This is a genomic window from Dongia mobilis (assembly GCF_004363235.1).
GTDB classification, from domain to species: Bacteria; Pseudomonadota; Alphaproteobacteria; order Dongiales; family Dongiaceae; genus Dongia; species Dongia mobilis.
The window spans coordinates 214027-234943 of sequence record NZ_SNYW01000007.1 but is presented as its reverse complement, the minus strand read 5'-3'; the positions used below and the strand labels follow the sequence as shown (position 1 = coordinate 234943).

The following is a 20917-nucleotide window of genomic DNA, read 5'->3' as shown; positions in this document are numbered from 1 at the left end:
ACCGGCCCCACTGGTGAAACCGGCCCTACCGGTCCCACTGGCGAGACTGGCGTCACCGGGCCAACCGGCGAAACCGGTGAGACCGGCGCCACCGGCCCCAGCCTGGATCTGCCGAGCGGCAGCTGCGAAGGCGGCAGGCCGACGGATCTTGCCGTCGTGGCCGGTGCCACCAATGGCAAGGACACGCTCTTCGGCGGCGACGGCAACGACCTTATTCGTGGCGACAACCAGAACGACGTTCTCTACGGCAAGGATGGCGACGACCTCCTCCAGGGTGAGAACGGCGAGGACACGCTCCATGGCGGCGACGGCAACGACTGGCTGGAGGGCGGCAACGGCAAGGACGTCCTTTATGGCGGCGACGGCAACGACATGCTGTTCGGCGACGACGGTGCCGACGAGCTTTATGGCGGCGACGGCAATGACTGCCTCTGGGGCGGGAAAGGCGCCGATTCATTCTTCGGCGGCGACGGCAATGACATCTTCCACGACATCGACAACGAGGACCTCAAGGGAAATTCCCCGGTCATCATCGGCGGCGATGGCGAAGACATTGCGATGATGGGCCTGCTGTCCAACTTCCGCGCCGATTCCAAGAACAACGACGACCAATATGTGAGAGAGATTGAAGTGCTGAATTTCGAGGGACAGGACAAGAACGGCAAGGACACGACGATCGTGCTCGACAGCGAGAGCGTCATCGATATGACCGATGACCGCAACATGCTGTTCGTCCAGGGTGATACTGGCGACACTATTGCACTGGAGGGAAATTGGTCGACCGACGGCACGGTGCATACCGGTGACGACGGTCGCAGCTACATGCTCTACACCGCCAGCAGCAACGGCACCGACGTCCAGGTCTATGTCGACACCGACATTACCATGATGAGCTGAGCCGACGGCCAAGCGGAACGGTTGGAAAGGGCGCTGCCGTCGTGGCAGCGCCCTTCTTCATTTGGCGCTCATCCCTCGGCGAAGATCCACTCGCCGTTCTTGGCGAGGCGGGCATTGTCCGGCTCGTACTCCAGCGCCCGCCGCAGCCACTCGCGCGCCAGCTCGCGCTGGCCGTTGTAATAGGCGCAGACGCTGCCGACATCATAGGGTCCCACTCCCCAGGCAGCGACATCACGGGTGTGGTCGCGCGGCATCGTCGTCAGTGCCAGCATGCGGTGCGCCGCCCAGACACCGCCCGCCCAATCCCGCGTTTCCATGCAGAACTTCGCGAACTCGAACCAGGGCTCGCGCGCATCGGGCGCCTCGGCACAGGCCTGCAGCAAGGCGCCACGCGCCTCGTCAAATCGCCCCATTTCCTTGTGGCAGCGGCCGATGAAGCGCAGGCTGGCTGCACGCTCGGCCTTCCAGGTGGCGCGTGGCAAGGACAGGTGGCGGCGCAATTCGACGATCGCCTCCTCATACTTCTTGTGGAACATCAGTTCGCGGCCGAAATAGTGGGCGCTGCGATCGTCATCCGGGTCCTCGGCGGTCGCCAGCGCCAAAAGGTCGAGATACTGGCCACGTGATTTGCCGTCATCGGCATGATGATGGATACGGACATCTTCGGCCCAGACCACCCTTTCGGTGGTACCGCGCTGCGGCAGGATGACCTCATGCGCCGGATGCTTCCAGAAATAGCCGTGGCGGTGATGAATTTTGTCGCCGAAGAACTGTACCTTGGGCCGGCCCTCGGCATCCCAGTTCCAGACATAGGTGTAGCGCAGCCGGGTCGTCCCGGGTGTCCAGGCCTGCTCCAGCGCGGCGCGCCAGCCCGGCATCAGGATCTCGTCCATGTCGAGGGAGATACAGACCTCGGCATCGATCGGCACCAGCGCCAGGTTGGCGTTGCGGGCATGGTCGAAGCGCCAGGGGCGGATGCCGATGCTGTGGACGGTGACACCCTCAGCCCGCAAGGCGGGGACGGTACTGTCAAGGGAGCCGGTATCGGCGACGATCCGGTAATCGGCATCGGCGCAGCTCTGCGCCCAGCGGCTGGCAAATTTCTCCTCGTTCAGCGCGATCGTGTAGACGGCGATTTTCATGAGCTGGTTTTCATGAGCTGGTTTTCTTGGGCTGCAGGTCGCTGGCTGGCGTTGCGGTACGTCAGGGTGGCGGCAACGGCGGTGGGCCGCAACCGATTTCCACAGCCGCACCCGCCTATTGCGCCTTGCCCAGGAGCCATTCGGCCTGTCGGCGCAGGGCGGCGAGCGGCCCCTTTCGGCCGATGGTCTGCAGGGCGACGCCGGCGCCGTCCAGCAGCAATACCAGTTGGTCAGCGATGATGTCGGCATCCTTGAGGCCGGCGGCCCTGCAGCGTTCGGCAAAGCGGCGACGCATGCCACGCTTGTGCGCCTCGATCACCGCGCGGCCGGGATGGTCGGGTTCGGGCAGTTCGATCGCCGCATTGGTGATGGGACAGCCGCGGCTCTCGGGCCGCTCCATTTGCCGCCCCATCTCGTCGATCCAGGCGAGGATATGACCTCTGGGATCGTCGGCGTGGCGCGCCGCCAGCCGGTCCCAGGCAGCCTCGATCTCGCCTGCGACATCCTTCAGATATTCGGCCACCAGCTCGTCCTTCGAGCTGAAATGCCGATAGAGCGTCATTTTGTTGGTGTCGGCGCTGGCCGCCACGAGTTCGACGCCGACCGCGCGGATGCCCTGGTGATAGAAAAGGTCCTGAGCCGCAGCCAGGATGCGCGCGCGCGGCGGCACGACTGCCGTCGACTGCTCCGGAACCTTGCGGGGCCTTCCAGCCGTCATGAAAATCTCGCTTGACCGCTATGTTACCGATCGGTAACAGTTGCGCCATTACCGATCGGTAACATAGCCGATCGAATGCGACCCGACAAGGAGCGGAACCATGAGGATCGGTGTGACCGGGGCCAGCGGCCAGTTGGGTGGAGGGGTGCTCGAGGCGTTGCTGGCGCGTGGCGTGAAGGGCAGCGACATCGTCGCCATCTCGCGCACCCCCGAGAAGCTGCAGCGCTTTGCCGAACGTGGCATTGTCCTGAAAAAGGGCGATTTCGACGATGAGGCCGGCCTTGCCAGCGCGTTCCAGGGTATCGAGCGCCTGCTGGTCATTCCGGCCTCCGACCTGCGCCCTGGCATCCGCCTGCCACAGCACAGGCAAGCCGTCGCCGCAGCGAAACAGGCGGGTGTGAAGCATCTCGTCTATATCTCGACCGTGGGTGCCCATCGCGGGCAGGATCTGTTCCGGACCCATGTCGAGACCGAGCTTGCCGTGTTTGCGAGTGGGCTTGCCTGGACCATCCTGCGCATCGGCATGTATTACGACAACCTCTGGATGGGCACACTGCAACATGCACTATCCACCGGTATCTATGCGGCGACCGCCCCGACGCCCGCCGCCAATGTGGCGCGCAGCGATGTCGCCGCCGCCGCCGCGGCACTGGTCTCGACCAGCGGCCATGACGGCTGCATCTATCATGCGACCGGGCCGCACTCTCAGACACCGGCTGAGATCGCGGCTGTGATTTCGGAGGTTTTCGGGCGCAGGGTCGCGGCGGTCGACGTGACGCAGGACCAGTTCAACGGCGCGCTCAAGGGTGCGGGCCTGCCCGATTTCGTGGTCGCTGCCGTCGGCGGGATTGAAGCTGCGCGCGCCCGCGGCCTGCTCGATCTGGTGACCCACGACATCGAATACCTGACCGGCCGCAAGGCGCTAACCCTCGCCCAATACCTCTGGACCCACAGGCACCTTGCCGACCGGCAGACGGCCAGCCACTGACGTCCCGCGCCGCTTGCTCGGGGGATGGGGGCGACCCTTCCGCCAGATTTTCTCGCTCGGCACCCCCGACCGGGACAGAACAGGACCGGGAGGGAGCATGACCGGCCGCAGGCATCAGCTCTGCAGCCGGTCCTCACCCGCGATCTCCGGGATCGCGGGATGCGCCAGCGGCGCAGCGCCGCCGAGGAGGGCGACGGACTGGTCGGCGGCGTCCTGGAACGGCTCCAGCACCAGATCGGCACCGGCAGTCTGCAGCGCCTGGGTATCCGTGGATGCGTGCGACGTAAGGGCGACTCGACAGCCGCCCGCCATGGCGCGCACCGCCTGCAGCAAGGATAGCCGCTCATCCTCGCGGGAGATTCCGGTGACATAGACCGGGATGGTCGAAACCACCCAGCGCGCCCCGGTCAGCGGCAAGGTGGCGATGAAGTCCGGGTCCGTGACGTCGCCATATTCCGAAGCAAGACCTAGATCCCGCCAACGGCGCACGGCGACCGGGTTGAAGTCGATACCGAGTACCTTGACGCCGGATTTCGCGAGGCGCAGACCAATGGCGGTGCCGAAGCGGCCGAGTCCGCATATGATAACCTCGTAGCGCGCCGCTCTGTCCGTTCCGGCATCATTCGCCTCGCGCGGTGTGCCGCGTCGCTCGAACATGTCCAGCATCGGCTCGCACAGCGCATAGAGCTGATGCGAATAGGTGATCATGTAGGTCGATGCAGCGATGGTCACCAGACCGACCAGGGTGACGAGACCGGTCGCTTCCGCCGAAACGTGGCCCAGCGTCACCCCCATGGCGACGAAGATCAACGAGAATTCGCTGATCTGCGCCACAGTGAGACCGGCCAGAAAGCCGGTGCGCTTGCGATAGCCCATCGCCCCCATGATGACGAGAACGATGAGCGGGTTGCCGACCAGCACGAACACCGAAAAGACCACGGCAGCACCAATCTGCGAGCCCAGCAGCGACAGATCGAGCGCAGCGCCCAGCGCGATGAAGAAGAACAGCAGCAGAAAATCCCTGAGCGAGGCGAGACGCGCGGCAATCGTTTCGCGATAGGGCGTCGAGGCTAGTGACATGCCGGCAAGGAGCCCGCCTACTTCCTTGCCAAGTCCGACGGCGTCGCCGATCGCCGCGAACATGGCCGCCTGGGCGAGGGCGAAGACCACCAGCAATTCAGGCACGCGGGCAAGGCGCTCGGTAAGCGGGTTCGCCACAAAGCGGATGAACAGCATGACGGCGAGGACCAGGGCCAGGCCGGCGCCCGCCACCAGCACGACGGAATTGCTGCCCTCGGCCGATCCCGAACCGATGCCGATCGCCGAAAGGACGATCATGGCGAAGACAACGACCAGATCCTGGACGATCAGGAATCCGAGGGCAATCTGGCCATGCAGAGAATCGATCTCGCGCTTGTCGGAAAGCAGCTTGACGATGATGATCGTACTGGAAAATGTCAGAGCCACGGCGATATAGAGGCTGCTGGCCGCATCGAAGCCAAGGCCGAGGCCGATCAGAAAGCCAAACAGCGACGTGAACATCACCTGGCCTAGTCCGGTCATGACCGAAACTGCACCCAGAGAGCGAACCAGCTTCACGTCGAGCTTGATGCCGACGAGGAACAGAAGCACGGCAATGCCAAGTTCGGCCAGCAGATCGATATGATCGTTCGAGTGCACGAGATCGAGGATCGACGGGCCGGCTATCAACCCGACGACGATGAAGGCCACGATCAGGGGTTGCTTCAAAACCATACCGAGGACGCCGAACGCCGCAGCCAGTACCAGCAGCAACGCCATTTCGGCAAAGGCTGAATGGGTGATCAGCTCGATCAAGTCACTCCCCTCCCTCGGACCTCGCGCCAGCATTCGCATCGGCACGGATGGGCCGGCGATTTGCCGCAGCTTAGCTCATGCGATTCGCCTCGCGCCACCTTGATCGCCCCGCCTGATCCGGGCGAGTATGCAGACGATGCAGAAGATCGTCGTCGCCACCGATTTCTCGACCCGCTCCGATCGCGCCCTGCGGCGCGCGATCCTGCTGGCCCGTCGCTTCGAAGCAACGATCGCTGTCGTCCATGCCGTCGATGTCGACCAGTCGGAGGCGCTGATCCGCGTCGAGGTCGATGCCGCCGAAACCATCCTGCGCGAGCTTGCCCAGTCGGTGCAGGCGGGCGACCGCATCGCCTGTGAGCATCACGTTCTGCGCGGCGACCCGTTTCAGGTAATTGCCGATTTTGCCGTCACGGCCGATCTTCTGCTGATCGGGCCGCCGCGCCGCCAGGACCTGCGGGGCTTCTTCACCGGCACGACGGCAGACCGGATCGTGCGGGCGAGCAGCGGTCCGGTACTATTGTGCAATGGCATTCCCGTCGGCGATCATCGCGAAATCCTGGTTGCCCTCGATCTGGGCGACGGGGCAGGCGATCCCCTTGGGGCGGTGCGGACGCTGGGCCTTGACCGCGGCGCGGCGATGACGGCGCTCCATGTCTTCGAAACGCCGGCCGACGGGCTGATGTACCGGGCCAGCCTCGCCGAGCGTCAGGTCGCCCGCTATCTTGATGACGAAGAGAGACGGGCCGTCAGGGCCCTGCACGCGCATCTGAAAGAATGCGGCGCCGACGCGGTCCGTCCGCTGGTGCGGCGGAACGAAACCGGCTGCGCCCGCATCATCGCCGAGACCGCCGACAAGATCGGCAGCGACCTCGTCGCCCTCGGCACCCGGCGGCGCGGCTTGGCGGCAAAACTGGCGCTGGGCAGCGTGGCGGAAGACGTGCTGCGCCTCGCCAAGGTCGACGTGCTGGCGGTACCCCCGGAGAGCTAGCCTGCAAATGCCAGCGTATATTCCGCGGGCTTGAAACCGACCAGGCGCCGGTCGCCGAGGTCGAGCACCGGGCGCTTGATCATCGAGGGCTGCGCCAGCATCAGCGCCATGGCCTTCTGCGCGGTGATATTGGCGCGCGCGGCCTCGTCGAGCTTGCGGAAGGTGGTCCCGGCGCGGTTGAGGAGCTGTTCCCAACCGAGTTCCGCACACCAGCTTTCCAGCACCTGCCGGTCGATCCCGTTCGTCTTGTAGTCATGGAAATCGTAGGCGATGCCGCGTGTCTCCAGCCAGGCGCGCGCCTTCTTCATGGTGTCGCAGTTCCGGATGCCGAACAATCGCGGCCGCATCGCTACACTCCCTTACCTGCGCCGCGCTGCCACGGCGATGTCGAAATGATGCACGTCCTCGCGCTGCCCGAGCTTTGAGTACAGGGCGATTGCCGGGTCGTCGCCGGGATCCGCCTGGACGAAGACCACATGGGCACCGCATTCGGCGCCAATATGGCGGGTGAAGTCGATCAGTGCGGTGGCGATGCCACGCCGGCGATGAGCAGCAGAAACCGCGAGGTCGTAGATGTAGATCTCGCTTCGCGCCTGCTCGAATTTTTCCAGCTCATAGGCGGCAAGCCCGCCGATGACATTGTCGCCGGCGATGGCCACCAGCGCGATGAAAGTGGGTTTGCCGAGCAGGCGCGCAAGGTAGGCATCGTCCGGCACCGCACCGCCATAGGTGTCGGGTTCCGCGAACACCTCGCCGAACAGGTCCAGCATTCCCCGCATTAGGTCGAGATCGCCGGGGCCCAGCCGCCGCACTGCATATGCCGCGCCGCTCATCGCCGCTTCACCTTTTTACGCGCATAGTCGGGAATGCGGAATCTCTTGCGATAGGTACCCGGTGTCAGTCCGGTCAGGCGCTTGAACAGGCGGCGGAAGAAGGCCGGCTCCTCATAGCCCACCTGCCAGCTGACCTCGTCGACCGAGGCTTCGGTCCGTTCGAGGCGGCGCTTCGCCTCCTCTACCCTGATCCGCTGGACATAGGCAATCGGGCTCAGCCCCGTGGCCGCGGTGAAGCGGCGCTTGAAGGTGCGCTCGGCAAGGCCGGCGCGCCGCGCCATTTCCTCGAGCGGATTGGTGACGGAAAAATGCCGCGCCAGCCAATCCTGCGCCGCCTGGATCGCCTGGTCGCCGTGATCGACCCGGCCCTCGAAGACCATATAGGGGGCGAGCCCGTCCTGGTGCCATTGCAGCGCGAACATCCGCGCCACCGCCTGCGCCGCGACGGCGCCGGCATGGCGGCCGATGAGATAAAGCACCAGGTCATGCCAGGTCATCGAGGCGCCGGAGGTGATGAGTTCGTCGCGCTTGCCGGCGATCACCAGCACCTTTTCCGGATGAATCCGAATCGCCGGGAAAGCCGTCGCGAAGTCCCGGCCGTAGTAGAAATGGACAGTCGCATCCAGGCCGTCGAAAAGACCGCTTTCGGCCAGCAGGAAGATGCCGGAGCAGGCCGAGCACAACAGGGCGCCGCGTCGGTGCATGGCGCGGACCCAGTCGACCAGTTCGGGGTAGCGGCCCTTTACCCAGCCGCCCGGCGGCAGCACGATCGAGGGAACGATGACGATGTCGGTGCGCGCGATCCCGGCGATGCCCTTCTGCACGTTGATGGGGACATGGCTGGCAAGGCGCAGCGGGCCCGCCTTCTCGCCCACGATCTCGACCCGAAAGGGCGGGCCGGCGAGCGGCGAGCGACCGGCCACCTCCATCATGGTGAAGGCGTTGAGCACGTCGAAGATGCCGGTCAGCGTCGAGATTGTCGCCTCCGGCAGGGCGACCAGGCTGACATGCAGCGGCTCCATGCCGGCATCTTCGGTTTCTGGCGTCGCGCGCAGCATCACATCCATCTTTCCGTCAGGGGCGCGGGGAGATTAGCGCCGCCGATCCGCTGCCGCCACCCTTCCCCGACCCCCTGGTCCGCCCCCCTTGCCCAGCCCCCTTGCCGACTTGGCACGAATGACCCGGTTTTGGTCCAGACGGCTCTGCATCCGGACGCGCCGCCCTGTCACTCTCCGCCCCGCCCCCGCAGCCAGCGGGGAAATCGCGAGAAGGAGAGAGAAGGACATGGATACCATCCAGACCCAAAGCCTGGACCCGGTGAAACTCGATACCATGATCGGGCGGGCAATCAACGACATCTCCGCCGGTTATGGCGGCATCATGGTCAGCCTCGGCCATCGCCTCGGCCTCTATCGCGCCCTGGCCGGCGCCGGGCCGCTGACCGCGCGCGAAGTGGCACAGCGCGCCGGATGCGCCGAACGCTATGTGCGCGAATGGCTGAACTCGCAGGTGGCAGGCGGCTATGTCGACTACCACGCGGTGAGCGAATCCTACGAACTCAGCCCGGAACAGGCCTTCGTGCTGGCCGACCCAGACAGCCCGGCCTTCATCCCCAATGCCTGGAACGTGCCGGCCTCGATGTGGGCTGACGAGGAAAAGGCAGTGGAAGCGTTCCGTACCGGCAGGGGCATTCCCTGGGGTGATCATGACGGGCGGCTGTTCTGCGGCGTCGCAGCGTTCTACCGCAACGCCTATCGCGGCAGCCTGGTAAGGGAATGGTTGCCCGCCCTCGACGGCGTCACCGCAAGGCTGGCGGCTGGTGCGCGCGTCGCCGATATCGGCTGCGGCCATGGCCATTCCACGGTGCTGATGGCCGAGGCCTTCCCGCAATCGACCTTTCACGGCTTTGACGCCCATGCCGCATCCGTGGCCGAGGCGGAGAAAGTCGCCGCGGCCGCCGGCGTGGCGGCGCGCGTGACCTTCGACGCGGCGCGGGCCGACGATTATCCGGCCGCCGGCTATGACCTCATCTGCTTCTTCGATTGCCTGCATGACATGGGCGACCCGGTCCGCGCCGCCGCCCATGCCGCCAGGGCGCTCGCCCCCGGCGGCACGGTGATGCTGGTGGAGCCCTTCGCCAATGACCGGGTCGAGGACAATGTCTCGCCGGTGGCGCGGATGTATTACGCCGCTTCCACCATGATCTGCTGCGCCCATGCCATTTCGGAAAGGGGTCCGCATGTACTGGGCGCCCAGGCCGGCGAGGCGCGCCTCGCCGAGATCTTCCACAAGGCGGGCTTCGGCCATTTCCGCCGCGCCCTTGCAACACCCTTCAACCTGGTGCTCGAGGCGCGGCTCTAACCGCGCCTCTCCCGCCCCACTGCAAACGAGGTAACCGCAAAATGAGCCTTGCCGACACCCAGCCGCTCGCACCGGCGCGGCACGACGCAGTTGCCGGCCTGCGCGCGGCGCTGGCCGAGGGCGGCGCGCTCTTCCGCCTCGCGCTTCCCATCGCGCTCATTGCGCTGGTCAATATGGGAATGAGCGTCACCGACACGCTGATGGTATCGCAGATGTTCGGCACCGGCGCGCTGGCGGCGGTGGCGGTGGGGAGCGACCTTTATTCCATCCTGTTCTATTTCTGCGCCGGCATCATCGGCGGGGTGACGCCGTTCTATACAGCAGCGGTAACAAGGGGAGATGCCGGCGAAAGGCGGCACCTGCTGCGCCAGGGCTGGTGGCTGGTTCTCCTGCTGGCTGCGCTGGCCTTGCCGGCAATCTGGACCGCGCCCGCCTGGCTCGCCACCTTCGGCCTTGCCCCCGATCTGCTGGCGGAGGGCGCGGGCTATACCAGGGCCATGGCCCTCACTTTGGTGCCGATGCTGGGGGTTACCCTCTATCGCACCGTGCTGACCGCGGCAGAGCGGCCCAAGGTGTTCCTTCAGGTGACGCTGGCGATGCTGCCGCTCAACGCGGCTGCCAATTATCTCTTCATGGCGGGGCTCGGTCCGCTGCCGGCCTGCGGGCCGGCAGGTGCCGGCATTGCCTCGCTGCTGGTCGCGCTCCTGAGCCTCGGCCTGCTGGTCCTGATCGGTCGCCGCGCGGACAGGCGCCGCGCGGCCGCGAACCCGCCGGCCGCTGTCTGGCGTGGTCTTGGCGACGTGCTGCGCATCGGCATCCCGATCGGCATCGCGACGGTCACGGAGGTCGGCATCTACCTGGCGGCAACAATCTATGCCGCCAGGCTGGGTGCCGCCGATGTCGCGGCCCATACGCTGACCCTGCGCACCGCCGGCATCGCCTATGCCGTGCCGGCGGCGCTGCTGCAGGCGGCAATGGTGCGCATGGCGCGGGCGGAGAGCCTGGCCGCGGATGACGCGCGACGGGAAGCCGGCCGCGCCGTGACGGCGGCCGCCATCGGCCTCGGCCTCCTCTGCGGTGCCGCACTGCTTTGCCTGCTGCTGGGTGCCGCCCTGCCCCTCTCCGACAGTTTCTTCGACCGCAGCGCCACGGGCGTCGCCGCCGCTGGCATCGCCCTCCTCCTTCTCGTCATCCTCGGCGGCATCGAGGGCATCGCCTGTCCGGGCCTTGCCATCGCCGGCCTGCTGCGCGGTCGCAAGGACACCCGCCGGCCGATGCTATACACGCTGGCCGGGTACTGGCTGATCGGGGCGCCCATCGGCATCATCCTATGCGAAGGTCTGAATCAGGGCATCATGGGGATCTGGCTTGGCCTCGCCGCCGGCACGCTCACGACCGCCGCCCTCAATGCGCTGCGTTTCGCGCGAAGCCGAGATATCGCCTTGACTATCTAGGACGCTTGCCCTAATTTTTTCTAGGGCAACCGTCCTAGGCAAGATGGAATAGATCATGAGCGCCAGCGAGACCCGCGCCGGCATCGTCGCGGCGGCCGACGAGTTGTTCTACCGGCAGGGCTACGCCCACACCTCGTTCGCCGATATCGCCACGGCGGTCGATCTTTCGCGCGGCAATTTCTACTACCACTTCCGCAGCAAGGACGAGATCCTGGCGGCGGTGATCGCGACTCGCCTGAAAAGAACAGAAATGATGCTGGCGGATTGGGAGAAGGCGGCAGTGGACCCGCTGGTGCGCATCCGTTGCTTTATCGACATCGTCATCAGGAACCGCGCCGAGATCAAGCGCTTCGGCTGCCCGGTCGGATCGCTGACGACCGAGCTGGCCAAGCTCGGCCAGCAGGGCGGCGGCGAGGCGCGGCGGATCTTCGACCTCTTCCGGTGCTGGCTGGCGCGGCAATTCGCGGCCCTGGGCCTTGCCGCAAGCGCGGCCGATGCGGCGGCGCTTCACCTGCTGGCCTGGAGCCAGGGCGTTGCCGTCCTCGCCAACGTGTTTCACGACGAGGCCTTCATTCGCCGCGAGGTGCGGGAAATCGAGGCACGGCTGCAATCCATGCTGCCACCCGGCCGCCGCACCGGCCGGAGAGCGCGGCGCAATCCTGGGAGACCCTAGATGTTCTTGATCCTGCTGACATTTTCCGCCAATCGCGGCCAGGCCGGCGCCTTCATGGCCGGGCATAACGACTGGCTGAAACGGGGCTTCGACGACGGCGTCTTCGTACTGGCAGGCAGCCTGCAGCCGGCCCAGGGCGGCGCCCTCTTCGCCCATGGCGAGAGCCGCGCCGAGATCGAGGCGCGCCTGGCCCTCGATCCCTTCGTGGCCGAGGGCATCGTCAGCGCCGAGATCCACGAGATCGCGCCGGCACGGACCGATCCCCGTCTCGCTTTCCTCGCCGCCTGATCAGGGAAGGGGAGGAAAATGAGCACGATCCCGGGGCCGGATGGCAAGCCGCGCTGCCGCTGGTGCGCCGCCGCGCCCGAATTCTTCGCCTATCATGATTCCGAATGGGGCTTTCCCGTGGGCGACGACCGGCGACTGTTCGAGAAGATCTGCCTGGAGGGATTCCAGTCCGGCCTCAGCTGGCGCACCATCCTGGCGAAGCGCGAGAATTTCCGTGCCGCCTTCCACAATTTCGATTTCGAGCACATCGCCCGCTATACCGAGAAGGATGTGGCGCGGCTGCTGAACGATGCCGGCATCATCCGCCATCGCGGCAAGATCGAGGCCACGATCAATAATGCGCAGCGGGCCCGGGAAATGGTGAAGGCGGAGGGCTCGATCGCTGCCTTCATGTGGCGCTACGAGATGAAACTGCCCGAAAAGCCGCAGGGCATCACGACCTCGCCGGAATCCATCGCGCTTTCCAGGGAATTGAAGAAGCGCGGCTGGAAATTTGTCGGCCCCACCACGATCTTCGCGCTGATGCAGGCCATGGGCCTGGTCAACGACCATGCCGAGGCCTGCATCACCCGGGCCAAGGTGGCGAAGGCCCGGAAGGCGTTCAGGAAACCGCAGTGATGGCCGGCGACGCCGCCGTCGGCCGGGCGAACGGGCGGAAGGTAAGCGCGGTGAGGAAGGCGCCGATGCCCATGGCGCAAGCGCCGACATAAAGCCAGAAATAGCCACCGAAGGTGTCATAGATCCACCCACCGCCGATCGGGCCCAGCGCCATCCCGAAGCCGCCCGCCATCGCCGTGCCGCCGATCACGGTGCCCATCATGCGCAAGGGGAAGTTCTCGCGCGCCAGCACGGCATAGAGCGGCATGATGCCGGCATAGATGAAGCCGAAGAAACCGGCGACCGCGTAGAAGCCGCCGAGTTCACTCACGAAGACGAAGCCGAGCGCGCCGGCCGATTGCAGCAGCAGGCCGCCCGCCAGCACGTTCCTGGCGCCGAGCTTGTCGCCGAGGATGCCGAAGGCAACGCGCCCGCCGAGACCCGCGATGCCTTCGAGGCTGTAAATGGTGACGGCGGCGATCATCGGGATGCCGCAGGCGACGGCATAGCTCACCGTGTGGAAGATCGGCCCCGAATGCGTGGCACAGCAGAAGAAATTGGTCAGCATCAGGATGATGAATTGCGGCGTCCGCACGGCCTGACCGACAGTCATCTCGGGTACAGTCGTTTCTGGCGCGGTTGCTTTCGGCACAGCTGTTTCTGCCGCGGGCGCAATCGCCGACGCATCGAGCGCGGGGGCGCGGCGGACCAGGAACGAAACCGGGATCATCACGACGGCAACGATACCGGCCACGATGAGGAGCGTGGTGCGCCAGTCGTTGTACGTCCCCAGCCAGGCAACGAGCGGTGACATGGTGAAGGGGGCGGTACCCATGCCGGCCGAGACCAGCGAGACGGCGAGGCTGCGTTGTGTCTCGAACCAGCCGGTGACGCAGGCCATCATCGGCACGAAGATCGCGGCGACGCCGAGGCCGATCGCAAAGCCGAACCAGGACTGGAAGGCAAAAAGTGATTCCGCCCGCGCCGAGAATGTCAGTGCCACAGCGAGGATGACGGAGCCGGTCAGCACCACCGGGCGCGGGCCGAAACGGTCGGTGACCGCACCCCAGAACATGCTGGCAAACGCCATCACCAGGAAGCCAATGGTCATCGCCATGGAGATGCCGGTGACCGACCAGCCGGTATCCTCGGAGACGGGGCGCAGCAGGACGGGAAGCGAGAACATGGCACCCACCGCGATGCAGCCGAGCAGGCCGCCGGCCGCGACGATGACCCAGCGATAAGGCGATTCCCTTACCATGCGATTTCTCCCACAGTCTCCCGCCACAAGCGCGCCACTTTGCCGAGGCGCCGGTGGCAAGTCGACCGGCAGTTTTCGAAAGGTTGCCATGCAAGGAGCGAGGGCGGCACCGATCGCTGTCCACATTCTCCACCTGCCCCGCAGCGCGCCGGCGCGCGTCTGCGAGGCAGGTTTCGCATCTTTGCCGGCTTGGGCCAGCAGGCAACAGGGGCACATGGTCAGTTCGCCCCGTATTCGTCGCGGCGGCGGAACCAGGGGCCGGTCTCGTTGCGGCCCCTTGGCGCGCGATCCAGCCATTGATAGGCGCCCCACAGCGCATCCACACCCCGGGCATAGGTGGAATAGCTGTGATAGACGACGCCTTCCTCCATCACGAAGGTGCTGAGGCCCGGCCGGTCGCGGGAATAGCTGGCGCCATCCGTGCCGCAGCTTTTCGCAAAATCCACCACCGGCGCCGGCAGCGGCTCCACATCCATGGCATGGCCCTTCATCAGGTAGTTGTATTCGATGCCGGCCTTCTGCTGCGCTTCGGTGAAGGAGACGTTGAAGTCGTAGTTGAAATCGCTGCCGCCCGAGGAGGCCCAGGGGAAGGACCAGCCCATGCGGGTGCGATAGGCGAGCAGCTTTTCAAGCGGCGCCCGCGACACCGCCATCAGCGTCACGTCGTGATGGGCAAGATGCGTCGCGAAGCCGTCGAAACCGTCGGCGATCATCGAGCAGGAGGGACAGCCCGCCTGCCAGTCCGGCCCGAACATGAAGTGATAGACCATCAGCTGCGAGCGACCCTGGAAGAGATCCTGGAGCGACGCCTGGCCGGCCTCGGTCACGAAGGCATAATCCTTCTCGACCCGGACCCAGGGCAGTTCCTGGCGCTGGCGGGCGAGGTCGTCGCTGCGCCGGGTGAAGGCCTTCTCGGCGTAATAGAGGTCGAGCCGCGCCTTCAGCCATTCGGCGCGGCTGGCGGTGGGATGCGAGGTCATGAATTCTACTCCGTTGCTGGGATCGATGTGGTGCTGTGATAGATTGGCGCCGCGCGCCGGCCTCGTGGGAGTGACAAGTCTGGCGCGATTTGCGACGGCGGTATTGGCGGGGGAATCCGGGTGGACTCACTGATCAATGCGGCGGCGCGGGCCCTCAGCCGGGGCGATCCCCTGGGGGCACTCGACCGCGTGGCGCTGCGCGAGGATGCGCCGGCGCTGGCGCTCCGCGGCATCGCCATGGCGCAATTGGGCGATCTTACCCGCGCGCGGGTGCTGCTGCGCAAGGCGGGGCGTGCCTTCGGGCCGAAGGAAGCGCTTGCCCGTGCCCGCTGCGTGGTGGCGGAGGCGGAGGTGGCCCTCGCCGCCCGCGACCTCGCCGAGGCTGACTCGGGCTCCGAACAGGCGCTGGAGATCGCGCGCGACATATTGGCGGCGCAGGGCGATGTCGTGAACGCCGCCCATGCCCGCTATCTCGCCATCCGGCGCCTGCTGCTGCTGGGCAGGCTCGACGCGGCCGAGGGGCAGTTGCGCGCGTTGAATCCGAAGAACCTGCCGGCCGCCCACCGCGCCACCCATGATTTGCTGGCGGGCGGCATCGCGATCCGGCGCCTCGCGGCAAGATCGGCCGCCACTGCCCTCGCCCGCGCCGCCAAGGCGGCGGCGGCATCGCGCATCCCCGCCCTCATCGCCGAAGTGAAGCTGGCGCGGGAAATGCTGACAGCCCCGGCGGCGCGGCGCCTGCGGCCGGGGCCGGAGCAATTGTTGACCCTGGCCGAGATCGAGCGGCTGCTCGCCTCCGGCGCCCTTGTCATCGATGCCTGCCGCCACCGCGTGGTGATCGGACAGGCGGAAATCTCGCTCAGCCGGCGGCCGGTCCTCTTCGCCCTGCTCCAGGCGCTGGGCTTGGCCGCGCCGCATGATGCCGGCCGCGATGCCCTGATCGCCGCGGCCTTCGGCGGCCGCGAGGCGGATGACTCGCATCGCGCGCGCCTCCGGGTCGAGATGACGCGGCTGCGCGCCGCCCTGCGCGGCCTTGCCGCCATCAACGCCACCCAGGCGGGCTTCGCCCTTGCCCCCCTCGCCGGGAAGGGCGGCGAGATCGTGCTGCTGGCGCGCCCCATCGCCGAGAAACATGCCGGCATCCTGGCCCTGCTGGCCGATGGCGAATCCTGGTCGAGTTCGGCCCTCGCTTTGGCGCTGGGCGAGAGCCAGCGCAATGTGCAGCGCGGCCTCGACGCCCTCGCCCGGGCGGGCAAGGTTGAGGCCATCGGCCAGGCCCGCGCCCGGCGCTGGATCGCGGCGCCGATACCGGGCGTATGGGGGGCCGGCACCCTGGGGGCAGGTATCACGACAGCCTTGTTACTCCCGCCACCGCTGCCGGGCGATTAGGCTGGGGCCAATGCCACAGCCCCAACCCCCATGCGAAGGAAGCCGACCATGAAACTCCAGCAAGCCCGCATCACCCGCGAATACGGTCCCTTTCCCGGTGTCACCCAGGTGGGCGGCGTCAGTTACGACGGCCGCCATGTCTGGTTCGCGGCCGGGGACAGCCTGCAATGCCTCGACCCGGAGAGCGGCGAACCGCAGCGCGCCCTCGCCCTCGCCGCCGATGCCGGCACCGCCTTCGACGGCCGCCACCTCTACCAGATCGCCGAGCGGCAGATTGTGAAACTCGACCCCGCCACCGGCAAGGTGCTGCACACCATCCCCACCCCCGGCGATGGCGGCGGTTCCGGCCTCACCTGGGCGGAAGGAACCCTCTGGGTCGGGCAATACCAGGCGCGGCGGATCCACCAGATCGATCCCGAGACCGGCAAGGTGCTGCGCACCATCGAGAGCAACCGCTTCGTCACCGGCGTCACCTGGGTCGATGGCGAGCTGTGGCACGCCACCTGGGAAAACGACGAAAGCAGCCTCCGCCACATCGACCCGGAGACGGGGGCAGTGCTGGAACAACTCGACATGCCGGAAGGTATCGGCGTCTCAGGCCTAGAGGCCGGCGGTGAGCACTTCTATTGCGGCGGCGGAAGGACGGGCAAGGTCAGGGCGGTGAAAAGGCCGGGGCGGTAGAAAATCAACCTGTTGATCCGGTTTCTGAAGACTACCCGGCTCAGCATTATTGTCGTTTGACAAACTAGTTAATACTAGTATATATAATAGTTCTGCCGCCAATCATTCAGCAGAGACATGATGTCAAAATATATGAATCTTTCCAATTACTTGGTTGCCTATAAAGGTGACCGGTGGACCGCCAGTTTCAAGGAAGTTGAATCTGTCGTCGGCAGTGCGCTGCCGCGCAGCGCCTATCTCTATCAGGCTTGGTGGTCCAACCAAACCGGCGAAGGGCATTCACAGAGTGCATCCTGGAAAATGGCGGGGTGGCGAACCGGCGAACTCGATATCGCAAAGCAGCAGGTCACGTTCTATCGCGAAAAGGACAATCGCCCGGATAAAGCCGGTTCGCACGATGGTGTCGCCAAAGGAAAGCGCAACGGCCTGACGATTGCCGAGGCGAAGGCTGGGCTCGCCACATTTTTTGGAATCGCACCCGAAAATATCGAGATTACGATCAAGGGATGATGCGCCGCCCCGAGTGGCGCCACACATGCCACAGAATCGGCAGAGTGCTTCCCTTCACAATTCTAATCGCGAACAATGCGGTTTGACGCGTCGTGAACAGGCGTCGACGCACGGCTGCAATCCAGTGCATTGGAGGTAACCCATGCCCAAGCCCATCATGAATCTCGCCGATGCCGTCTTCGACGATGTCGAGGAGAACGGCATCTACACCTCATCCCGCGCGCAGATCGCGGCGCATATCGGGGCGCGGGATTTGGGCTATAACCTCACCGTCGTTCCGCCCGGGAAGGTGCAGTGCCCGTTCCATTCCCATCGCGGCGAGGAGGAGATGTTCCTGATCCTGGAGGGCGAGGGGGAGTTGCGGTTCGGGGATCAGCGCTATCCGATCCGCGCCTTCGATGTCATCGCCTGCCCCACCGGCGGGCCGGAGGTGGCGCACCAGATCGTCAATACGGGCAAGGTGACGATGCGCTATCTCGCCGTCTCGACCATCAAGAACATCGATGTCTGCGAGTATCCGGATTCGGGCAAGTTTTCGGTGGTGACCGGCGGGCGGGCCTCGCCCGGCTTTCGCAAGATCGTGCGGGCGGAGAACACGGTCGATTATTACGACCGCGAGAGGAATGAATGAGAGGGGTCGCCGTTTCCTACGGCGGATTCAAGCCTTGCCGGAATCCGGCTGCCAATCGGCCCGCTCGTAGAAGGGTCGGATTTCAATCTCGCTCGGCCCCGGCATGGGATTGGGGCAGCGCTTTACCCAGGCAACTGCCTCGGCCATGTCCTTGACCTCCCAGATCCAGTAGCCGGCGACCAATTCGCTGGTGGCGGCGAAGGGGCCGTCGATCACCGTGCGGCTGGCGCCGTCGAAGGCGATGCGCTTCCCGTAAGATGAGGGCTTGAGGCCACCGGCATCGCGCAGGATGCCGGCCGCACGCAGTTCATCATTGAAGCGGCCCATCGCCTCCATCGCGACCATAGATTCAGGCGAGGGGACGAAACCCTTCTCACTGTCCACGGTCGCCTTCACCAACACCATCACCCGCATTGCACGCCTCCCTGCACGCGAAACACCTGCTGCCGATTCTATCCCCTCACTCCCACTCGATGGTTCCGGGCGGTTTCGAAGTGTAGTCGTAGACGACGCGGTTGATGCCGCGCACCTCGTTGACGATGCGGGTGGCCACACGGCCCAGGAATTGCGGCTCGAAGGGATAGAAGTCGGCGGTCATGCCGTCGGTCGAGGTGACGGCGCGCAGCGCACAGACATAATCATAGGTGCGGCCGTCGCCCATGACGCCGACCGTGCGCACGGGGAGGAGCACGGCGAAGGCCTGCCAGATCTTGTCATAGAGGCCGGCCCGGTCGATCTCGTCGAGATAGATCGCATCGGCCTTCCTAAGGATTTCGCATTTCTCGCGGGTGATGTCGCCGGGGATGCGGATGGCGAGGCCCGGCCCCGGGAAGGGATGGCGGCGGATCATCTTTTCAGGGAGGCCCAGCTCGCGGCCCAGCGCCCTGACCTCGTCCTTGAAGAGCTCGCGCAGGGGTTCCACCAGCTTCATGCGCATGCGCTCGGGCAGGCCGCCGACATTGTGATGGCTCTTGATGGTGACGCTGGGGCCGCCGGTGAAGCTGACACTCTCGATCACGTCGGGGTAGAGGGTGCCTTGCGCCAGGAAATCGGCGCCACCCAGTTTCTTCGCCTCCTCCTCGAACACCTCGATGAAGAGGCGGCCGATGGTCTTGCGCTTCACCTCGGGGTCGGAGACGCCGGCAAGTTCGCCCAGGAACAGATCGCTGGCGTCGCGATGCACCAGCGGGATGTTGTAATGGTCGCGGAAGAGGGCCACCACCTGCTCGGCCTCGCCGCCGCGCAGCAAACCGTGATCGACGAAGATGCAGGTGAGCTGGTCGCCGATGGCCTGGTGGATGAGGACCGCCGCCACCGATGAATCGACACCGCCGGAAAGGCCGCAGATGACGCGGCCCTTGCCCACCTGTTGGCGGATCTTCGCGATCTCGGCATCGCGGAAGGCCGCCATGGTCCAGTCGCCCTTGCAGCCGGCGACATTGTGGACGAAGTTCGCGATCAATCTGGCGCCGTCCGGCGTGTGCACCACCTCCGGGTGGAACTGCACGGCATAGCGCTTGTCCTTGACGTTGGCGATGGCGGCAAAGGGGGCACCGTCGGAAACGGCCACCACCTCGAAGCCCGCCGGAAGGCTGACGACGCGGTCGCCATGGCTCATCCAGACCTGGTATTCGCCGCCCGGCTTCCAGACACCCTCGAAGAGCGGCGTTTCCTGCTTGACCGTGATGAGGGCGCGGCCGAATTCGCGGTGGTCGGAGCCTTCGACCTTGCCGCCCAGTTGCTGGCACATGGTCTGTTCGCCATAGCAGATGCCGAAGACCGGCAGCTTCGATTCCCAGACAATGTCGGGGGCGCGCGGCCCGTCCTCGGTCGTCACCGAATGCGGCGAGCCGGAGAGGATGATGCCCTTGGGGTCAAAATCCTTGATGCGGGCGGGGTCCGTGTTGAAGGGGAAGATCTCGCAATAGACCCCGGTCTCGCGCACGCGCCGCGCGATCAGCTGCGTCACCTGCGAGCCGAAATCGAGAATGAGAATGCGGTCGGTCATCGTGACTCCTTAGAAGACGAGCGGCTTTGGCGCGATGCGCGCGGATTTGTTGTCGATGAGGGGAGCGAGATCGCGCCAGCCATAGGCGACGTCGGGGACGCCGTCGTCGAGGCCGTGCGCCACCACCTTGCCGCCGATCTTCTCGTAGAAGCGGCGCCACGCATTGTCGGCATAGGCCCAGAGTACGAGGGCGCGCCGCCCCTCGCCGCGCCAATGCGCGGCGGCGGCGGCGATGAGGCCGCGGCCCAGGCCCTGGCCCTGTACCTCTTTCCGGCAGTGGAGCGAATAGATCTCGCAATCGAAGCCGAAGAGCGAGCCTTCCGTGATCTCGTGTTCCTTGACCGGGCCGCCCAACAGGAATCCGTCGATCGCCTCGCCCACCGCCCCCACCAGGATGAGGGCGCTGGGGTCGGCGAGAAGTTTTTCCCAGACCGGGCGGCGCTTCGCGGGGCGCATCTCGCCGATCTGTTCCTCCGACAGGAACTGGTCATAGGCCAGCAGCCAGCCCTTCAGGTGGATCTCCATGATGGCGTCTAGATCGGCCGGGGCGGCACGGCGGATCTTCATGCGCGCACCTCCAGGGCGACAAAGCGGGGGGTTGGAAAGCCGCGGCCGGGGCGGGTCCAGAATTGCCACGCCAAGCCCGGGAATCCAGCCCTGTGCCGGGCGTAATCCGCAGCGC

23 protein-coding genes are annotated in these 20917 nt (G+C 65.8%); 12 read left to right on the top strand and 11 right to left on the bottom strand.

From position 1 onward, the window contains the following. Positions 1-897 (top strand): calcium-binding protein (locus A8950_RS19950; RefSeq protein WP_208109775.1); only part of this gene is annotated, 897 nt, incomplete at its 5' end. A 68-nt stretch (positions 898-965) separates the two neighbouring features. On the opposite strand, the gene A8950_RS06840 is transcribed toward A8950_RS19950, so the two are convergent. Both A8950_RS06840 and A8950_RS06835 read right to left on the bottom strand, forming a co-directional pair. Further along, positions 966-2039: a tetratricopeptide repeat-containing glycosyltransferase gene (locus A8950_RS06840; RefSeq protein WP_133612891.1), complete on the bottom strand. Its 1074-nt coding sequence runs from the start codon at positions 2037-2039 to the stop codon at positions 966-968. 115 nt (positions 2040-2154) lie between these two features. Further along, complete coding sequence (locus A8950_RS06835) at positions 2155-2757, bottom strand: TetR/AcrR family transcriptional regulator (RefSeq protein ID WP_133612890.1); 603 nt, start codon at positions 2755-2757, stop codon at positions 2155-2157. Between the two features lie 100 nt (positions 2758-2857). Between A8950_RS06835 and A8950_RS06830 the strand changes: the two genes are divergently transcribed. After that, positions 2858-3745, top strand: a complete 888-nt coding sequence (locus A8950_RS06830; protein ID WP_133612889.1) for an NAD(P)H-binding protein — start codon at positions 2858-2860, stop codon at positions 3743-3745. A gap of 114 nt (positions 3746-3859) precedes the next feature. Here the strand turns inward: A8950_RS06830 and A8950_RS06825 are convergent, their stop codons facing one another. Then, positions 3860-5581, bottom strand: a complete 1722-nt coding sequence (locus tag A8950_RS06825) for a cation:proton antiporter (RefSeq protein WP_208109774.1) — start codon at positions 5579-5581, stop codon at positions 3860-3862. Positions 5582-5717: 136 nt separating this feature from the next. On the opposite strand from A8950_RS06825, the gene A8950_RS06820 reads away from it, so the two are divergent. Then, positions 5718-6569, top strand: a complete 852-nt coding sequence (locus A8950_RS06820; RefSeq protein WP_166645031.1) for a universal stress protein — start codon at positions 5718-5720, stop codon at positions 6567-6569. On the opposite strand, the gene A8950_RS06815 is transcribed toward A8950_RS06820, so the two are convergent. The 3 genes from A8950_RS06815 to A8950_RS06805 are packed head-to-tail and all read right to left on the bottom strand — an operon-like array spanning position 6566 to position 8460. Continuing rightward, the gene (locus A8950_RS06815) at positions 6566-6916 is read right to left on the bottom strand and encodes an ArsC family reductase (protein WP_133612886.1); all 351 of its coding nucleotides are present in this window, start codon (positions 6914-6916) and stop codon (positions 6566-6568) included. The genes A8950_RS06820 and A8950_RS06815 overlap by 4 nt on opposite strands. A 12-nt stretch (positions 6917-6928) precedes the next feature. Then, positions 6929-7402: an AAC(3)-I family aminoglycoside N-acetyltransferase gene (locus A8950_RS06810; protein ID WP_133612885.1), complete on the bottom strand. Its 474-nt coding sequence runs from the start codon at positions 7400-7402 to the stop codon at positions 6929-6931. Continuing rightward, a complete protein-coding gene (locus A8950_RS06805; RefSeq protein WP_133613234.1) occupies positions 7399-8460 on the bottom strand; it encodes a GlxA family transcriptional regulator in 1062 nt (353 codons plus the stop codon). Before A8950_RS06805 ends, A8950_RS06810 begins: the two co-directional genes overlap by 4 nt. A 226-nt stretch (positions 8461-8686) precedes the next feature. Between A8950_RS06805 and A8950_RS06800 the strand changes: the two genes are divergently transcribed. Genes A8950_RS06800 through A8950_RS06780 form a run of 5 tightly spaced genes read left to right on the top strand, consistent with a single transcriptional unit; the run spans position 8687 to position 12796 of the window. Continuing rightward, positions 8687-9763: a class I SAM-dependent methyltransferase gene (locus tag A8950_RS06800; protein WP_133612884.1), complete on the top strand. Its 1077-nt coding sequence runs from the start codon at positions 8687-8689 to the stop codon at positions 9761-9763. A gap of 41 nt (positions 9764-9804) precedes the next feature. After that, positions 9805-11217, top strand: a complete 1413-nt coding sequence (locus tag A8950_RS06795; protein ID WP_133612883.1) for an MATE family efflux transporter — start codon at positions 9805-9807, stop codon at positions 11215-11217. Between the two features lie 55 nt (positions 11218-11272). After that, on the top strand, positions 11273-11890 hold the full coding sequence (locus A8950_RS06790) for a TetR/AcrR family transcriptional regulator (protein ID WP_133612882.1): 618 nt from the start codon (positions 11273-11275) through the stop codon (positions 11888-11890). Continuing rightward, positions 11891-12178, top strand: a complete 288-nt coding sequence (locus A8950_RS06785) for a YciI family protein (RefSeq protein ID WP_133612881.1) — start codon at positions 11891-11893, stop codon at positions 12176-12178. 18 nt (positions 12179-12196) lie between these two features. Continuing rightward, positions 12197-12796, top strand: a complete 600-nt coding sequence (locus A8950_RS06780) for a DNA-3-methyladenine glycosylase I (RefSeq protein ID WP_133612880.1) — start codon at positions 12197-12199, stop codon at positions 12794-12796. Here A8950_RS06780 and A8950_RS06775 read toward each other — a convergent pair. Next, positions 12780-14036 carry an MFS transporter gene (locus A8950_RS06775; protein ID WP_133612879.1) on the bottom strand — a complete coding sequence of 419 codons (1257 nt, stop codon included), beginning with the start codon at positions 14034-14036 and terminating at the stop codon, positions 12780-12782. The two genes, A8950_RS06780 and A8950_RS06775, sit on opposite strands and share 17 nt — an antisense overlap. Positions 14037-14254: 218 nt before the next feature. After that, the gene (locus A8950_RS06770; protein ID WP_133612878.1) at positions 14255-15016 is read right to left on the bottom strand and encodes a DUF899 domain-containing protein; all 762 of its coding nucleotides are present in this window, start codon (positions 15014-15016) and stop codon (positions 14255-14257) included. A gap of 120 nt (positions 15017-15136) precedes the next feature. On the opposite strand from A8950_RS06770, the gene A8950_RS06765 reads away from it, so the two are divergent. The 4 genes from A8950_RS06765 (at position 15137) to A8950_RS06750 (ending at position 18227) form a co-directional block, all read left to right on the top strand. Next, on the top strand, positions 15137-16405 hold the full coding sequence (locus A8950_RS06765; protein WP_133612877.1) for a helix-turn-helix domain-containing protein: 1269 nt from the start codon (positions 15137-15139) through the stop codon (positions 16403-16405). Between the two features lie 48 nt (positions 16406-16453). Continuing rightward, entirely contained in the window at positions 16454-17086 is a 633-nt protein-coding gene (locus A8950_RS06760) for a Vgb family protein (RefSeq protein ID WP_133612876.1), read from the top strand. Positions 17087-17203: 117 nt separating this feature from the next. Then, on the top strand, positions 17204-17596 hold the full coding sequence (locus tag A8950_RS06755) for a DUF7662 domain-containing protein (RefSeq protein ID WP_133612875.1): 393 nt from the start codon (positions 17204-17206) through the stop codon (positions 17594-17596). Positions 17597-17738: 142 nt separating this feature from the next. Next, positions 17739-18227, top strand: a complete 489-nt coding sequence (locus A8950_RS06750; RefSeq protein WP_133612874.1) for a cupin domain-containing protein — start codon at positions 17739-17741, stop codon at positions 18225-18227. A gap of 27 nt (positions 18228-18254) precedes the next feature. Here the strand turns inward: A8950_RS06750 and A8950_RS06745 are convergent, their stop codons facing one another. Genes A8950_RS06745 through A8950_RS19415 form a run of 3 tightly spaced genes read right to left on the bottom strand, consistent with a single transcriptional unit; the run spans position 18255 to position 20802 of the window. After that, entirely contained in the window at positions 18255-18641 is a 387-nt protein-coding gene (locus A8950_RS06745; protein ID WP_133612873.1) for a YciI family protein, read from the bottom strand. A gap of 46 nt (positions 18642-18687) precedes the next feature. Beyond that, positions 18688-20235, bottom strand: a complete 1548-nt coding sequence (gene guaA / locus A8950_RS06740; protein ID WP_133612872.1) for a glutamine-hydrolyzing GMP synthase — start codon at positions 20233-20235, stop codon at positions 18688-18690. 9 nt (positions 20236-20244) lie between these two features. Next, positions 20245-20802 carry a GNAT family N-acetyltransferase gene (locus A8950_RS19415; protein WP_166645030.1) on the bottom strand — a complete coding sequence of 186 codons (558 nt, stop codon included), beginning with the start codon at positions 20800-20802 and terminating at the stop codon, positions 20245-20247. Positions 20803-20917 lie beyond the last annotated feature (115 nt).

Coding starts and splice junctions, on each gene's coding strand:
- guaA (WP_133612872.1), bottom strand. CDS start 20,235: ATGACCGACCGCATTCTCATTCTCGATTTCGGCTCGCAGGTGACGCAG.
- A8950_RS06770 (WP_133612878.1), bottom strand. CDS start 15,016: ATGACCTCGCATCCCACCGCCAGCCGCGCCGAATGGCTGAAGGCGCGG.
- A8950_RS06840 (WP_133612891.1), bottom strand. CDS start 2,039: ATGAAAATCGCCGTCTACACGATCGCGCTGAACGAGGAGAAATTTGCC.
- A8950_RS06820 (WP_166645031.1), top strand. CDS start 5,718: ATGCAGAAGATCGTCGTCGCCACCGATTTCTCGACCCGCTCCGATCGC.
- A8950_RS06830 (WP_133612889.1), top strand. CDS start 2,858: ATGAGGATCGGTGTGACCGGGGCCAGCGGCCAGTTGGGTGGAGGGGTG.
- A8950_RS06760 (WP_133612876.1), top strand. CDS start 16,454: ATGAAACTCCAGCAAGCCCGCATCACCCGCGAATACGGTCCCTTTCCC.
- A8950_RS06835 (WP_133612890.1), bottom strand. CDS start 2,757: ATGACGGCTGGAAGGCCCCGCAAGGTTCCGGAGCAGTCGACGGCAGTC.
- A8950_RS06755 (WP_133612875.1), top strand. CDS start 17,204: ATGATGTCAAAATATATGAATCTTTCCAATTACTTGGTTGCCTATAAA.
- A8950_RS06775 (WP_133612879.1), bottom strand. CDS start 14,036: ATGGTAAGGGAATCGCCTTATCGCTGGGTCATCGTCGCGGCCGGCGGC.
- A8950_RS06810 (WP_133612885.1), bottom strand. CDS start 7,402: ATGAGCGGCGCGGCATATGCAGTGCGGCGGCTGGGCCCCGGCGATCTC.
- A8950_RS06745 (WP_133612873.1), bottom strand. CDS start 18,641: ATGCGGGTGATGGTGTTGGTGAAGGCGACCGTGGACAGTGAGAAGGGT.
- A8950_RS06795 (WP_133612883.1), top strand. CDS start 9,805: ATGAGCCTTGCCGACACCCAGCCGCTCGCACCGGCGCGGCACGACGCA.
- A8950_RS19415 (WP_166645030.1), bottom strand. CDS start 20,802: ATGAAGATCCGCCGTGCCGCCCCGGCCGATCTAGACGCCATCATGGAG.
- A8950_RS06790 (WP_133612882.1), top strand. CDS start 11,273: ATGAGCGCCAGCGAGACCCGCGCCGGCATCGTCGCGGCGGCCGACGAG.
- A8950_RS06815 (WP_133612886.1), bottom strand. CDS start 6,916: ATGCGGCCGCGATTGTTCGGCATCCGGAACTGCGACACCATGAAGAAG.
- A8950_RS06780 (WP_133612880.1), top strand. CDS start 12,197: ATGAGCACGATCCCGGGGCCGGATGGCAAGCCGCGCTGCCGCTGGTGC.
- A8950_RS06750 (WP_133612874.1), top strand. CDS start 17,739: ATGCCCAAGCCCATCATGAATCTCGCCGATGCCGTCTTCGACGATGTC.
- A8950_RS06805 (WP_133613234.1), bottom strand. CDS start 8,460: ATGCTGCGCGCGACGCCAGAAACCGAAGATGCCGGCATGGAGCCGCTG.
- A8950_RS06800 (WP_133612884.1), top strand. CDS start 8,687: ATGGATACCATCCAGACCCAAAGCCTGGACCCGGTGAAACTCGATACC.
- A8950_RS06785 (WP_133612881.1), top strand. CDS start 11,891: ATGTTCTTGATCCTGCTGACATTTTCCGCCAATCGCGGCCAGGCCGGC.